This is a genomic window from Desulfacinum infernum DSM 9756, assembly GCF_900129305.1.
In the GTDB taxonomy this organism is placed as follows: domain Bacteria; phylum Desulfobacterota; class Syntrophobacteria; order Syntrophobacterales; family DSM-9756; genus Desulfacinum; species Desulfacinum infernum.
Genome location: NZ_FQVB01000062.1, coordinates 1 through 14,984, shown reverse-complemented (window position 1 = coordinate 14,984; position 14,984 = coordinate 1). Strand labels below are relative to the sequence as shown.

At 58.2% G+C, this 14,984-nt stretch carries 11 protein-coding genes; 10 read left to right on the top strand and 1 reads right to left on the bottom strand.

All coding sequences use genetic code 11. From position 1 onward, the window contains the following. Window positions 1-268: 268 nt before the first annotated feature. The 10 genes from BUB04_RS18185 (at window position 269) to BUB04_RS18140 (ending at window position 14,393) form a co-directional block, all read left to right on the top strand. On the top strand, window positions 269-1,519 hold the full coding sequence (locus tag BUB04_RS18185; RefSeq protein ID WP_084076640.1) for an ATP-binding protein: 1,251 nt from the start codon (window positions 269-271) through the stop codon (window positions 1,517-1,519). Next, complete coding sequence (locus tag BUB04_RS19150; RefSeq protein WP_143156564.1) at window positions 1,516-3,702, top strand: hypothetical protein; 2,187 nt, start codon at window positions 1,516-1,518, stop codon at window positions 3,700-3,702. The genes BUB04_RS18185 and BUB04_RS19150 overlap by 4 nt, the downstream gene beginning before the upstream one ends. A gap of 13 nt (window positions 3,703-3,715) precedes the next feature. Beyond that, window positions 3,716-4,474 (top strand): TIGR04255 family protein, encoded by a 759-nt coding sequence (locus BUB04_RS18175; RefSeq protein WP_073042141.1) that lies wholly within the window; start codon window positions 3,716-3,718, stop codon window positions 4,472-4,474. After that, a complete protein-coding gene (locus BUB04_RS18170) occupies window positions 4,471-4,842 on the top strand; it encodes a hypothetical protein (protein WP_073042140.1) in 372 nt (123 codons plus the stop codon). Before BUB04_RS18175 ends, BUB04_RS18170 begins: the two co-directional genes overlap by 4 nt. Next, window positions 4,823-5,245: a type II toxin-antitoxin system VapC family toxin gene (locus tag BUB04_RS18165; RefSeq protein ID WP_073042138.1), complete on the top strand. Its 423-nt coding sequence runs from the start codon at window positions 4,823-4,825 to the stop codon at window positions 5,243-5,245. The genes BUB04_RS18170 and BUB04_RS18165 overlap by 20 nt, the downstream gene beginning before the upstream one ends. Beyond that, window positions 5,242-7,782, top strand: a complete 2,541-nt coding sequence (locus BUB04_RS18160) for a PglZ domain-containing protein (RefSeq protein WP_073042136.1) — start codon at window positions 5,242-5,244, stop codon at window positions 7,780-7,782. Before BUB04_RS18165 ends, BUB04_RS18160 begins: the two co-directional genes overlap by 4 nt. Before the next feature lie 10 nt (window positions 7,783-7,792). Beyond that, entirely contained in the window at window positions 7,793-9,823 is a 2,031-nt protein-coding gene (brxL, locus tag BUB04_RS18155) for a protease Lon-related BREX system protein BrxL (protein WP_073042134.1), read from the top strand. A 142-nt stretch (window positions 9,824-9,965) separates the two neighbouring features. Beyond that, complete coding sequence (locus tag BUB04_RS18150; RefSeq protein ID WP_073042132.1) at window positions 9,966-11,042, top strand: DNA cytosine methyltransferase; 1,077 nt, start codon at window positions 9,966-9,968, stop codon at window positions 11,040-11,042. Between the two features lie 26 nt (window positions 11,043-11,068). Further along, window positions 11,069-13,999, top strand: a complete 2,931-nt coding sequence (locus BUB04_RS18145) for an ATP-dependent helicase (protein ID WP_073042130.1) — start codon at window positions 11,069-11,071, stop codon at window positions 13,997-13,999. Next, window positions 13,989-14,393 (top strand): very short patch repair endonuclease, encoded by a 405-nt coding sequence (locus tag BUB04_RS18140; protein WP_073042128.1) that lies wholly within the window; start codon window positions 13,989-13,991, stop codon window positions 14,391-14,393. The genes BUB04_RS18145 and BUB04_RS18140 overlap by 11 nt, the downstream gene beginning before the upstream one ends. Before the next feature lie 93 nt (window positions 14,394-14,486). On the opposite strand, the gene BUB04_RS18135 is transcribed toward BUB04_RS18140, so the two are convergent. Next, window positions 14,487-14,903 carry a protein NO VEIN domain-containing protein gene (locus BUB04_RS18135; protein WP_143156563.1) on the bottom strand — a complete coding sequence of 139 codons (417 nt, stop codon included), beginning with the start codon at window positions 14,901-14,903 and terminating at the stop codon, window positions 14,487-14,489. Window positions 14,904-14,984: the final 81 nt, after the last annotated feature.

The window sequence follows — 14,984 nt, the reverse complement described above, 5'->3', positions numbered from 1 at the left end:
GCCCGAGTGATCCGAACAGGGCGCCGGTTGAAGTTGCAGTTCGGAAGACACTGTCCAGCCTTTCGTGCTTTTCGCAGTGTGTATCTCAGGTTCTGCCCGGCATAGTCCGGGCCTCCTCAAGAGCATGCAAGCGGACTGACCGCAAGGTTTTGAAGGGACACCTGTGTTTCGAAAGGCGTAAAATATCACCATCGAAAGCGGTTTCTCCGGCTTCTGACGGCCCGGAGGCCGCCGGGGGAGTCGAAAACGGCCATCACCCAGCCGTGAAATGGATTTCGAATGCCCCACCGTCAGTTTGCCGCCTTTCTATTCACGGATTCAGGATATAGTTGCTATGGCAAATTCCGGCGGCGGGTTGATCATTTTCGGTGTCGACAAAAACGGTGGGCGGACCGGAATAGACGGCACGCTTGCGGATTCTTTCGATCCGGCCAACATCACAAATAAGCTGAACCGATATGCATCTCAAGCCAGAATAACAATCGCTTACGTGGAGTTGAACTTCTATAGAAAGCGGTTCGGCTTTCTCCTGATACACGCAGCACCGAAAATAATCGTTTTCGAATCTGACGGAGGATATCAGGACGACAACGGCAGGCAAAAGAAGGCCTTTTTCAGGGGTGTGATATATACGAGAACACCAGGTGGGAACACCGAAGCGCGCCAGAGCGATTTGGATGAGATGATCGACAAAATCGTCCAAGAGCGGATTCATTCATTTGTGGCGAAAATAGAAAAGGTGGCGCACCTGCCAGTCAACGCCGAGTTGATTGCCCGTGATCCTGCTGCCCCTAGCCGTGGCTATGTCTTAGTCGATTCCGGCAAGGGGATACCTGTTACGGTGACAGGACCGGAAACGCGGGATGCGATGCCGCTTCGGGATATTCTTGATCCCTCTGTTCCGTTTTCTTCGTATAAGGCCGAGGTTGCCGCCCAAACACGCCAATGGAGGCAAGGGGATACGCACCACCGGGTTCAAAAGGCGACTCTTATTCGATGGTATCTGAATCGGGAATCCTTCTCCCTTTCTGAGGACGAAGCCGAATTCTGTTTTGTCTCCGCCGGATATTGTCACGGCTACGTGATGTTCTGGGCGTCACGGATAAGCCTAGAACGCCTGAAGACGCGTATCGAAGAGGAAATTGGGCTAGCGAAATATCCTATGAGGGACATCTTGCCGTATGTGATAGGGGCGTTCTTCTGGGATGAACGCGAGGAGATGATAAGAAGCCAGCTTGCGAGCTTCAGTGGGCAATCAAGAAACATTGCGAGACGTATCATGGATATGTCTGAAAGGGATGAGTTTTTACATAATGCGAGGTTCCGCGCAGATACCTTCACATTCGGTCAACAAAGATACTCTTTTAGCAAAGTAGTTATGGATATGGGAAGGTCACAAAGGTTGTTTGAAGAACTGCTTCAAAGAGATATGGCTGGCAGATGTCCTTCCAACCTGCGCATGGTTGCGCATCAATTAGATATTGTTCTTCATACCGTATCAATGGAGGAAACCCGGTGACAACCGCATTCTTCAGACTGCTTGCCGAGGATGACAAAGAACAGACACTGGCCGATGCAGTCGAAGCCGCCAACACCGGACAGAGACCGAAACATGTGTATTGGGTCGATCCCGGTTCCTTCCGGCAGGTACCAGGGACGCCATTTGTCTATTGGGTCAGCGATAGAACCCGCAAGCTGTTTTCTACTTTGCCACCTTTTGAAGATGGAGTAAGGACGGTAAGACAAGGGCTCGGAACAGCTGATGACTTTCGATTTGTACGGTGCTGGTGGGAGATTGTACCCTGCAAACAGGACAAAAACCCGCTTTGGGTAAATTATGCCAAGGGGGGAGGTTGGGCGCCTTTTTATTCTGATGTTAACCTCGTTGTACGGTGGAAAGACAATGCAAAGGAAATGTGGTTCAACTTAACGGACAAAGGAACGATTCGATCTAACATCTGGATGTTAAATGAAACCATCTCGATATATTTCTTCAGCCCTGGACTGACATTTCCATCGCGACCGCATAGAAAAGGAAGTTTTGCAGTATTACCAAGGGGATGTGCCTTCTCGGTATCAGGCATGTGCGTATTCGATAAACACGAAAATCTCCTTGCGCTTGCATCGTTACTAAATTCCTCAACGTACATCGGACTCCTGTCGCTATTAATGGCGCGTGGCAGCAGCGGCGGCCAGACCCTAAAGTACGAGAAAGGGTACATCACTGCAGTGCCTATCCCAAGAATCGACTCCTCACGGCGAAACATTCTCTCGGATATGGCAATGAAAGCATGGAGTCAGAGGTATATCTTATCCACTTACTGTGAGCAATCCCTTGCCTTCCTTGTAGCTCCGGCGGTGATTAAAGGTGAAAGCGACCTCAGGGATGCCATTAGGAATTGGGAGCATCTTATCTATGAAACAAGAAGGGAATATGAAGAGATTCAGAAATCTGTAGATGAACATGTGGCTCACCTTTACAGTATAGACGAGAAAGATCGTGAAATCATCCAGGGAAAATCTGACGATGTTGGAATCGATGTCAAGGAGGGGAGAGAGGAGAGTATTGCAGAAAAGAATGGCAAGAACGAATTAGGAGTCAACCACAGAACAGTCGCAGTCAATGTCCTGTCTTGGTGTGTGGGCGCCGCAATGGGCCGCTGGGATGTCCGCATCACGCTTGATCCGTCGCTGGCGCCGAAGCTGCCCGATCCCTTCGACCCTCTTCCGGTCTGTCCCCCCGGGATGCTGGTCGGACCCGACGGCCTCCCGGCGAAGCCCGGCGGCGTCGTGAGCGAGGAGTGGCTCCGGGCCCGGCCGGATGCGAACACCCTGCCGCTGGACGGTTCCGTTTCGAAGCCGACCATCCCGGATTCCGAGTACCCGCTCCGCATCAATTGGGACGGCATCCTGGTGGACGACCCCGGCTTCAACGGCGGCCAGCCGCACCGCGACGACATCGTGCGGCGCGTCCGGGAGGTGTTCGACCTGCTCTGGAAGGACAAGGCCTACGAGATCGAACAGGAGGCCTGCGGGATTCTCGGCGTGCGGGATCTGCGCGACTACTTCCGCAAGCCTTCCGGCTTCTTCCAGGACCACCTGAAGCGCTATTCCAAGAGCCGGCGCAAGGCCCCGATCTACTGGCCCCTTTCCACGGCCTCCGGCTCCTACACGATTTGGCTCTATTACCACCGTTTGACCGACCAGACTCTTTACGCCGCGGTCAACAAGTACCTGGAACCGAAGATCGCCGATACGGAGCGGGCGCTTGACCGCCTGGAGGTGGAACTCGCCGGCGCATCCGGTCGGGAGGCGACCCGGTTGCGCGACCGGTTGAACGAGGGCCGGGCGTTCCTCGGGGAACTCCAGGATCTTCGGGAGGAACTGCTGCGGGTCGCGGGGCTGCCCTACAAGCCGGATCTCAACGACGGTGTGATCATCAACGCCGCGCCGCTGCACAGACTCTTCCGCCTCCGCTCCTGGGCGAAAGAGACCGAGGAGGTCTGGAGGAAACTCGAGAAAGGCGATTACGACTGGGCGCACATGGCGTACACGATTTGGCCCGACCGGGTGCGGGAGGTGTGCAGACGCGACCGTTCCATCGCCATAGCACACGGTCTGGAGGCCATCTGCGAAGTCGAGGCGCCCGCCCCCAAGAAGAAAGGCGGCCGCGGCCGCCGGAAGCGGGGGACCGCGGGATGAAAAGGAGAGAACCATGAAACCCGATATACCTGTCAGGTTAAAAAAAGAGCCCCTGATCGAGGCTCTCTGCGAGATCCGCTTCACAAGTGCGCAGTCGTCCGTGGCCGACTTACTGCCCGGCATTTTGTTCAAGGCTTTGCCGAATAAATATCCCAATATCGTCCGCCTGCCTGCCGCGGATATACCGGCTCCCATTGCGGAACAGGATCCCAATCTCCGATATGTCCCCAAGGTCCGCCTTGAAGGCGGAAACCAGGCGATTCAAATCGGAGAACACGTGATCTCTTTGAGCTGTCGTCGTCCCTATTCCGGATGGGAGGCATTCTCGACAGATATCCGGACCCTCATTGGGATCGTCCGTGACACCGGACTGATCGAGCGACCGGAACGCTTTTCGTTGAAGTACATTGACCTGATCCAGTTGGAAGAACCGCCGAGTCTTGGTTGTCTGAACCTGAATTTGAGAATAGGTGAATATGAGATAGACGCGAGGCCGGTGCAACTTCGGACGGAGATAAAAGAAGAGGGCTTGCTTCATATCATCCAAATCGTATCGCCGGCGGAGGCGTCGATCCCGGGAGAGCCTGACAAGTTCCGCGGAGTTCTGCTGGATATAGACTCCATCCGCCCCATTCAACAAGGTGAATCCTGGTCGGAGGTGGAATGCGACCTCGACGTGGTTCATTCGGCGTCGAAGAAGATGTTCTTCGGACTGCTGACGGCGGAAACCATAGAACGGCTTGAGCCGGAGTATTGGGAGCCGCGGCCATGACCGTTACGGAACGACTGACCGGCGACTGGGCTGCCAGGAAAGCCTCCGGAGTTCTTTTCCCGACATACTTCGAGGAATGGACCGGCTGCAATGAGCGTGTTCTCGCGGAAAGCCGGCGCAGGGCCGCTCCGTGGGTCGACTTCGTGCTGCCGCTCCGTGAAAGGGACATGAGTTGCCGAATCACGGAAATCATATTTCCGGGAACAGCCGAAGCATTCGTACCTCGTACACCGTTGGGGAAAAGACTTGTCGATCTTCGCAGAAAGGCGATTCAGGCGGGCATGAAACTGCTGACCGAAGACGAAGTTCTCGAAGAAGTGAGGCGCCGGAGGGGGGAGCTTGAAGACGATGAAGCGGACGTATATTGACGCCAACGTTTTGATCGCCGCTTTTCGAGGCGAAGAGAAGGTCTCGGAGCGTGCGCTTAAGGTCCTGGACGATCCGGAGCGGGCGCTGGTGGTGAGCGACTACCTTCGACTCGAAGTGTTGCCTAAGCCTACCTTCCACGGGAAGCAGGAGGAGGTCGAGTTCATGCAGGCGGTAATCGAAAATGCCGCCGAGCAGGTGTCGACGTCTGACGAGCTGACCGAAAAGGCCGTTGAGCTGGCCTCACGGTATGACATGACGCCGATTGATGCACTTCACGTCGGAGCGGCGGTCGTCGCCGGCGTCGACGAGTTGGTGACGATGGAAAAACCCACCAAACCCATGTGCAGGGTCTCCGAGGTTGAAGTCGTATCCATCCATTCCGACGCCGAGGCCGCCCGATGAAATTCACGTCGTTTCTCCACAAGAAGCTGGTCGATCTCCTGAACGACCGCCGTATCGTCGTCTGGTACGACGCCGACGGGGCTTTCAAGGGCTTCGTCAGGGCGTTCAACGCGCCGAACTGCGTGGTCTTGTCGGCCGAGGAGTCGGTCCTCAAGACGCGCCGCAGGGCGGATGAAATATACCGGCTCATGAACGAGTCGGAAGACCCCGGCGAGAGGGATCGGTGTCTGCTGATCTACATCCCCGGCCGCCGGGGTGTGACCGAAGACGAACGCATGCGGGACCCCTTCGAGGTCTATGCGATGGCGGGGACCGCGTTCGGCGACACAGAGGATCAGAAAGCGGAGTCGCTCGCCCGCCAGGCCATGCCCGACCGGGCGGAGGAAATCACCCGGCTTTTCCGCGAAGGGAAGCCGACCATCGACCTGCTGGACGGACTCGAGAAGTCGCAGCGGTGGCCTCTGCTGAACGAGGTCTTCGGCACCGAGACCCCGGCGGACGTCGTCGCCCTCGCCCTCTCTGACAAAACCAAGGCCGGGAAGGTGGACGAAAAACCGGGCTGCATCGAGGAGCTTCTGCGGCTCTTGGAGGGCGCGGTCGGCTTCAAGCCCGGGTCCAGCCCCCGCAATTGGGAGACGCTGCGACCGAAGGCCGCCCAGCATGTGCTCTTCAGCGAGTTCGCCTTCGATCTGCCGGACGGCCCGCCGGATGCTCTGAGCGCCGTTTCGCGCGCCGGCGGCGGGGCTGAAAGCGTCGTCTTCGCGGCCTGCGAACGGATGCGGGCGGACTCGAACCTGCGCGACACCTATGTCGAACTCGCATGCCGGATCGAGAACGACCTGGGTCTTCCCCACGTCATGCCCGCGGACTTCGATCCCGGTGAACGCGACACTTTCCCGTTCGAGGAACGGTGTCTGCTGAAGCGCGCCGCCGACCTGGTCATCGCCGGTGATATGGATGCGGCAAAGGGAATCGCCGAGGTCCGGAGAGGATCGATTTGGCGGCGCCAACCCGAGCGGTCGACGGCTTGGACGACCTTGGAACGGGCCATGGAGTGCTTGGACACCGCGGCACGGATCGCCGACGGGGTTCGTCCGTCGATGCCTCTTTCCGATCTTCTGAAAGCATACACCGAAGGCGGGTGGTCCGATCTGGACCGCGCGTACCGCCTTTTCGAATCCGCTCTGACCGCCGGCGCCGACGAGGCGGCGCTCACGGCGGTGGTGGATCTCTGCCGCCGGCGGTACCGGGAAGCCGTCCTGAAGCTTCAAGAAGTGTTTCTCGCGGCCGTCCAGGCGGAAGGGTGGCCGCCGGAGGGCGCCCCGAAACAGACCCGCGTTTTCGACGACTACGTCGGCCCCGTGCTGGAGAGGCGGGGGAGAACCGCGTATTTCATGGTGGATTCCCTCCGTTTCGAGATGGGCCGCGACCTCGGTGAGGCCCTGGCCCGGGCGGGGGAGGTCGAGGTCCGTTACGCCGCGGGCGTTTTCCCCACGATTACCATCGTCGGGATGGCGGCCCTCATGCCCGGCGCCGACGGCATGCTCCGCCTGGTGGAGAAGAACGGCGGCTTGGTCCCGGCCCTCGGAGAACGACCGCTCAAGACGTCTTCGGACCGGATGAAGCTTTTATCCGAGACTTACGGGGACCGCTTTTTCGAAACCACGCTGGATGATCTGCTCGGCGCTCCCAAGAAGATGGCGCCCAAGCTGAAAAACATCGACCTCCTCGTGGTGCGCACGCAGGACCCCGACGCCATCGGGGAGAACCTGGGGTCCTGGCGCGCCCGGAAATATCTGTCGGACATCATCGGCGACCTCGCGGGTGCGGTCCGCCGGGTGACGGATTGGGGGTTCGACCGCGTGGTGATCACCTCCGACCACGGTCACATGATGCTGCCTGAAATCCCGGCGGGTGACGTGGTTGAAGAACCGCCCGGCGATTGGGTGGAGAAGAAGCGGCGCTGTCTTCTGGGGTCCGGGCTTTTGCACTCGGCCGGGACGATCACCCTGAAGGCCGTAAATGTGGGGATTCAGGGCGATGTCCAGGATGCCTGCCTGCCCGTGGGGTTCCGGGTGTTTTCGGACGGCAATGGTTATTTCCACGGCGGGCTGAGTCTTCAGGAGGCGGTCGTGCCGGTGGTCGTGTTCCGGGCGGGACGGGACACGAAGACGGCTGCGGGGAAGCCCGAGATCGACATCAGCTACCGTTGGGACAAATTCACCAGCCGGGTCATCGGCCTGAAGATCACCTACCGTGTCCGACAGTTGAACGCTTTCGGGAATCCGCCCGCCGTCGTCAAGGTGGAAGCCTACGACGGGAGCGGTGCGGGAGCTCATCCCGTCGGTGAGGCGGCGGACTGTGAAGCCCGCGATGAGAGGACGCGGGAGGTGACCCTGCATGCGAATGTGGAAACGCCCGTCCCCGTGCTCATCTCCCCCGATTTCGACGGCCCGGAGGTGGAGATCCGGGTGAGCGATCCGGGATCGAAGGTCGTTTGGGCCGCGATGAAACTGAAAAACGCCATGTTGGATTGAGGTCGCCGCCATGAGTCAGGACGCGCTGGACCGGAAAGTGACGAAGGTGTTCGCCGGAAAGGTCGTGAGAAAAGACCTGCTGCACCAGATAAAGGGAGGGGAGAACGTTCCCTCCTACGTGCTGGAATACCTGCTCGGCAAGTATTGCGCTTCCGACAACGAAGAGGAAATCCGTATCGGTATCGAGGCCGTCAAAGAAACGTTGGCTTCCAACTACTTCAGGCACGATGAGGCGAACAAAGCCCAGTCGTTGGTGGAGCGGAAAGGGAGGCATCGATTCATCGACCGGGTGGAGGTGCGGTTCTTGGCTGGCGAGCGCAAGTACTGGGCTTCCATGGACCATTTCGGCTATACGCGGATCCATATTCCGGAAGAGTTCCACCGGCGGTTTGAAAGGTTGTTGGAGGGGGGGATTTGGGCCGTCGTCGACGTCGAGTTCAGGACGGGCGATCAAGGCGGGAAGGACGGCCCGTTCCATATCGTCGATCTCAAACCGATCCAACTCGCCCGCTTCGACCTGGATGACTACCTGGAGGGCCGCCGTTCCTTGAGTCGGGACGAATGGATCGACCTCCTGCTGCGAAGCGTCGGGTTGGAGCCCGTGCGCATGACGCCGCGGCTCAAGATGCTCTTGCTGACAAGGTTCATTCCTTTCGTGGAAAAGAATTACAATTTCATCGAACTCGGACCGCGGGGGACCGGAAAATCGTACGCGTTCAGCGAAATGTCCCCCTACTGCATGTTGGTGTCCGGCGGAAAGGCGAGCACGGCGAACCTGTTCTACAACAACGCCCGACGCCAGGTGGGGTTGGTCGGCCACTGGGACGTGGTCGCTTTCGATGAAGTGGGGGGCATGCGGATCACCGACCCCGACGTGGTCCAGATCATGAAAGACTATATGGCCAACGGCCGCTTCAGCCGTGGAATCACGCAGGTGCTGGCGGAAGCGTCCCTGGTGTTCATCGGGAATTTGAACCACCCGGTGGAAAGCCTGGTACAAAATTCGGCCACCGATCTGTTTCAGCCTTTGCCCAAGGAGTTCGATCTGGCCCTTCTGGATCGAATGCACTTCTATCTACCTGGGTGGGAAGTCCCCAAGAGCTCCAAGGACATCCTGACCGACCGCTACGGCTTCGTGACCGACTACCTGGCGGAAGCCTTCCGGGCCCTGCGCAAGCAAAACCGGTTCGATGAGGCGGAAAGACACTTCCGCTTCGGTTCCCACGTGGAAGGGCGCGACGCCACGGCGATCAAGAAGACGGTGAGCGGCCTGCTCAAGATCCTCCACCCCGATGGGGCGTGCACCAAGGAAGAGCTTGCGGAATATGTGGAACTGGCCATGGAGGGGCGCCGCCGGGTCAAAGAACAGCTAAAAAAGAGAGGATCTTTCGAGTTTTATAAGACGAGCTTTTCCTACATCGATTTGGAAACGGATACGGAGCGGTCCGTGGGAGTGCCGGAACAGGGCGGGGCCGGGGTGATCCCGCCCGACCCCCTGCCTCCCGGCACGGTTTTCACCGCCGCTGTGGACGCGGAGGCCAGGGTCGCCCTTTTCCGGTTGGAAGTGGCGATGACGGCGGGAACGGGAAAGCTGAGGACTCCGACGGGACTCGAAAAGTCACTGAAGGAGTCGCTCAACAGGGCCTTCAGCTACCTTCAAAACGTCAAGGACAAACTCGGCCTCGGTCAGCTTTTGGCTCAGAAGGACATCTACGCCGAGGCCGTGGACCTCTCGGGAGGACGCGTGGAGTGCCCCTGCGGCGTCGCCTTTTTCGCCGCCATGATTTCGGCGGTCCGCAACCGAAGGGTGCAAGCCGGGACGGTCGTTCTCGGCGACTTGACCATTCAAGGGAACATCAAGGGGCCCCCATCGATCACCGAACCTTTGCAGCTGGCGTTGGAAAGCGGAGCCGCCCGTGTTCTCGTTCCCGTTTCCAACAAGGCCCAGTTCGCCGCGCTGCCTGAAGATGTCATTGAAAGGCTCGACGTGGTCTTTTACGGTGATGTGGAACGGGCCGTTCTGAAAACATTGGAATCGTGACGGTTGAGCGCGGGAACGGGAAGAAGCGCCCAAGGGAGGATGAAACAAAGGGTCGTCCGTGGGGCCGCGCGCCGGTCCCGCCGGACGTCGGGGATGATTGCGTGCCGGTCGAACCGCCCGACCGGCCGGGGAGAGACAGTCGATGAGGAGTATTTCGCCCGACCGGTTGAATAGACCGCGAAACGCCGACTTCAAGCCGAAGGCGATCGATCTCTTTTGCGGGTGCGGCGGCATGACGCTGGGGTTGAAAATGGCGGGATTCAGGGTCGTGGGAGCGGTGGACATAGATCCCACAGCCGTGGAGACATACACGGCCAACCACCCCGAGGTGAAGGTGCTGTGTCGGGATATAAGGGATTTGGATCCCGCGGAGTTGCTTGAAGCAACCGGATCCCGCCCGGGGGGGGTGGAGTTGCTTGCGGGATGTCCGCCGTGCCAGGGTTTTTCCACGCTGAGAACCAAGAACGGGCGGATTCGCGTCAAGGATCCCCGGAACGATTTGTTGTTGGATTTCTTGAAATTTGTGGAAATGTTGCGCCCCCGGGCCGTCATGGTGGAAAACGTGCCGGGTTTGGCGGCCGATGAGCGCTTTACTTTTTTCAGGACAAAGATGGGGGAACTGGGCTACCTCGGGGACCATCAGGTCTTGAATGCGGCGGAATACGGGGTCGCCCAGCGCCGCCGCAGGCTCATCTACCTCGCCGGATTGGGTTTCAAGATTCCCTTCGGGCGAAAATCCCGTCGATTGCGAACGGTGCGGGACGTCATCGGGGAACTGCCGAAAGCGGGTGCAAGCGGCGATCCATTGCACGACAGCCCTGAGCGCAGAAGCCCCAGGGTTATGGAGCTTATCCGGCTGATTCCCAAAGACGGGGGCAGCCGAAACGACCTTCCCGAAGAATATCGGCTCGAATGCCACAAGCGGTGCAACGGATTCAAGGACGTTTACGGTCGGATGGCATGGGACCGGCCGGCCCCCACGATCACAAGCGGGTGTTTCAATCCCTCCAAGGGGCGTTTTCTTCATCCGGAAGAAGATCGTGCGATCACCATGAGGGAGGCGGCTCTGCTGCAGGGCTTCCCGATCGACTACAAATTTACGCCCGTCGGCAACAAGACCGCTGTGGCGCTGATGATCGGCAACGCACTCCCCCCGCCGTTCATCGCGGCCCACGCCGGAAGCATCCTGCGAGTCCTCCGTGTCAACAGCGGAGAGTGACCACCGACAAGAGGGACTGATCAGGCATGAACATCGACCAGATCTTGAGGAACGAGTTGACGCCGGAACAGTACGCCGCCGCGTCCGATCCGGCGCAAGAGGTGTTGTGTCTGGCGTGCGCCGGCTCCGGAAAGTCGCGGACGCTCGCATACCGCATCGCCAGACTCCTGGCGGAAGGAGAACCGCCCGAAGGTGTCGTCGCATTCACCTTCACCGAGAAAGCGGCGGAATCCATCAAGCGCCGCGTTTCCCAAGCCCTGTCGGCCGCCGGACTCGATCCCACGGTGTTGGGGGCGATGTATATCGGCACCATCCATTCTTACTGTCAGCATGTACTCGGCGAAATGGATGTGACGTACCGCCAGTATGACGTGCTCGACGAGAACCGGCTCAAACTCTATCTGATCTCTCGATACAGCCGGTTGGGGCTTCAGCACTTTCGGAACCGAGCGCGGGGCAACAGTTATTTCGATACGATCAAACAGGCTTCCGACGCATGGAAGACCGCCAACGACGAATTGCTTGATTTCGCCGCAGTCGCTCAGGAAGACCCGGATCTCGGTGGTCTTCTGGTCCGCATATGGGACAGCTTGCGTGCGGATCAATACATCGACTTTTCCTTGATGATCAGAGACGTCGTTGAGGCTCTGCATTCGCGGCGCGCCGAGGCGGATCGAGCCGTCGAGGGATTGCGACATCTCATGGTCGATGAATATCAGGACGTGAATCCGGCGCAGGAAGAGTTGATCAGATTGCTTCATGAGCGGTCGGAAACACTGTTCGTCGTCGGCGATGATGACCAGGCGATTTACGCTTGGCGGGGAGCGGACGTCCAGAACATCCTGACATTCCAACAGCGATACCCATCGGCCTCGACGCACACATTGTCGACCAACTTCCGAAGCACCAGGCCCATTGTGGAAGCCGCGGATCAGTTTGCGGCTTCTCAGTTGGGTCCGAGCCGCATTCCGAAGAACCCGCAGGCCGCCGTGGACCGGATTCCACAAGATTTCAGAGTGCTCTGGTTTCCTGATCGGGCGGCGGAAGCGGAATGGGTGGCGGAACGGATTCGGGATCTCTTGGGCACCGCCTATGACGACAACGGTTCGATCCGTGGTCTGACCCCGGCGGATTTCGCCATTCTCATGCGTTCGACCCGCCAGAATGAACAAGACGGGACGCCGCGGCATGCGGCGTTCACAGCGGCGCTCGAACGTCTTGGTATTCCATTCAGTCTGGAAGCAGGCGGCGGCCCTTTTGATCGACCGCAGACGGCGGTTCTTCGGAGCACCTTCGAGCTTCTACGCGGCAGCCCACCCGACCGGAACACGGTGAAGACGCATTTCAATACCGCGGTCTTGCCGGCTTACCCGGATGCTGACTTCGACAGGCTGGTCCGCGTCCTGACGGAATGGGGACGTCGGATTCACCGGCCCCAGGGTTCGCCGAGAATCCGCCTTTATCCTCAGCAGCTCGTTTACGATCTGCTGGAAGCGTTCAACATCGCCCGTACAGGCTTCAGCGACGACGTTATGCGGGACATAGGACTCTTCAGCCGGATGATCTTGGACGTCGAGACGGTTTATATGAGCGTCGATTCACGCCAGCGGTTCTCCGAGGTTCTCAATTTTCTTCAGCACGCCGCGGAGACCGGATACGACGTGTCGACGGATGACATCGTTCAAAGACCCGACGCCGTCACCGTGTCCACGGTGCACAAGATGAAGGGGCTGGAATTCCCATGTGTGTTCGTGGTTGATGTCGAGGCGCACAGGTTTCCGAAAAGAAGAAGCCGCTATTCGGGGTGGCTGCCGGCTGGTGTCATGGGGTCCGCGATCAGCCGCGGTGCATACCAAAGCACACCGGACGAGGAGGCCAGGCTCTTTTACACGGCCATTACAAGGGCTGAGCGTTACCTGTACGTTAGCGGGGCTAAGCAGCTTCCAAATGCCAGGAGAAATGCCAATCAGTCGCCCTATGCTCTGCAACTTAAGTCGCATTCCCAGGTGCTCGACGACCCATCAACACTGCCACAAAGACTCACCAAGACTACACCAAGGCGCCGGGTAGAGGATACCGACTATCCGACAAGTTTCACCGAGATTAGATACTACCTGCAGTGCCCGAAAAGCTATCAGTTCCGTGAGCGATATGGGTTCTGCCCGGTCGTTCCGGAGATGTTCGGTTACGGACGTACCGTTCACACTTCCATCCAGAAGCTCCACGAACTCCATCCTGATGCGCCGCCAGCGCCGGATCAAGTGGAACAAGTGGTCTTGGACACATTCCACCTGAAGCATGTCCCCCAGAGCGGGGATCCTGTGAACCGGCCGGGTGCTTACGAGAACTCGAGAAGTCGGGCCGTCGAAATCGCGAAGGACTACGTGGTTTCCTATGGTCGGGATTTTGAGCGGGAGCGTCAGGTGGAGGCAGTTTTCCAGATTCCTGCCTCTAACTGCGTCATCTCGGGATCCATAGATCTCCTGCTTCACGAAGACGAAGAAGGCAACATTCTTCAAGCGGAGATCATCGACTTCAAGACCATGGAAGGCGGCGAGGAGATCCACGAAAACGACAAGCTGGATTGGACTGAGTTGGCGCTGCAAGTCCAACTGTATGCCCGCGCGGCCGATCAAGTGCTCGGACAAAATGCAAAAACAGGCAGCGTCCACCTCCTGAAAGACAACCAACGGGTCGAAGTGCCCATCACGCAGGACGCTGTTGATGCAGCTTTGAAGAACATCGAGTGGGCGGTAACGGGGATTCTGAGTTCCGACTTCCCGATGCGCCCACATCCTGAAAAATGTGCAAAGTGCGATTTCAGAACGATCTGCCCGCAGGAGCCTCAGGATTTCCGTGTGGGAACGACGATTCCGCCTGAGCTGCATTTGCCCGAGGGACGCCGAGAAATGGCCAGAACATTCAGCCTGTACCAAGAGTCGGACCATGCCGGATAACCTGACGCCCGAGCAGAGAAGCTACTGTATGTCCCGAATCAAAGGGAAGGATACCGGGCTGGAAATGCGTGTCCGCTCCGAGCTCCACAGACGGGGATTCAGGTTCCGCAAGCATGTGAAGGAACTGCCGGGCAAACCGGACGTGGTGTTTACCAAGGCGAAGGTGGCTGTATTTATAGACGGCGATTTTTGGCATGGGTATGGATTTTCGGAATGGCGGCACAAGGTTTCGGATTTCTGGAAGAAAAAGATACAGAGCAACATCGAGCGCGACAGGAGAAACCATGAAGAGCTGGTAAAAATGGGCTGGACTGTTATTCGGCTTTGGCAACACGACCTTGAACAAGATTTCAATCGGTGTATAGCCAGGATCATAGAGGCGGTAAGGGGTTGAATCGACGCAATAAGACTCAGCGCCGGGTGTTTTCGGCACTTTCGAAAAATGGGCGCCGAAAGATTTTGAATACTTGCCGGACCCAAGGGGTATTCACCCCGCCGCGGGCGTGCCGCGGTCCATTTCGCTCAAGCCGGGTTGCTTGAAATCGCCCTTTCCGTTTTCTTCTTCCGGTTCCTCCACCATCGGCTCATCGGATTCAGCCGTGACCCTCCAGCCGTCATCGAACATGAAGTGATTGGCCCTCCCAATCGGGTTTTGGATGCGGTGTATACGAAAGTCATCGGTTTGCGCCCTTTCCACCACATAAAGCCAAAACGCTTCGCCGAACTTCCGCGCGGCTTCAAATTGCGGCCTCGACAGGACCGCGTAGGTGTCCGTCCATGGGCCGGACATGGATTTCACTTCGATATAGCGCACCACCCTGCCGTCGGAATCCCGCGTCGGAGTGACAACCGAAAATTGACCATCTGTGATAACCGAATTTTGACCACCCTTGTTAATGGCCAACTAAAATGACCCACCTACGGCCATCAAAAATGACCCACCTTGAGGATGCATTGGCGATGATTTGGCCGTACAACCCCATCT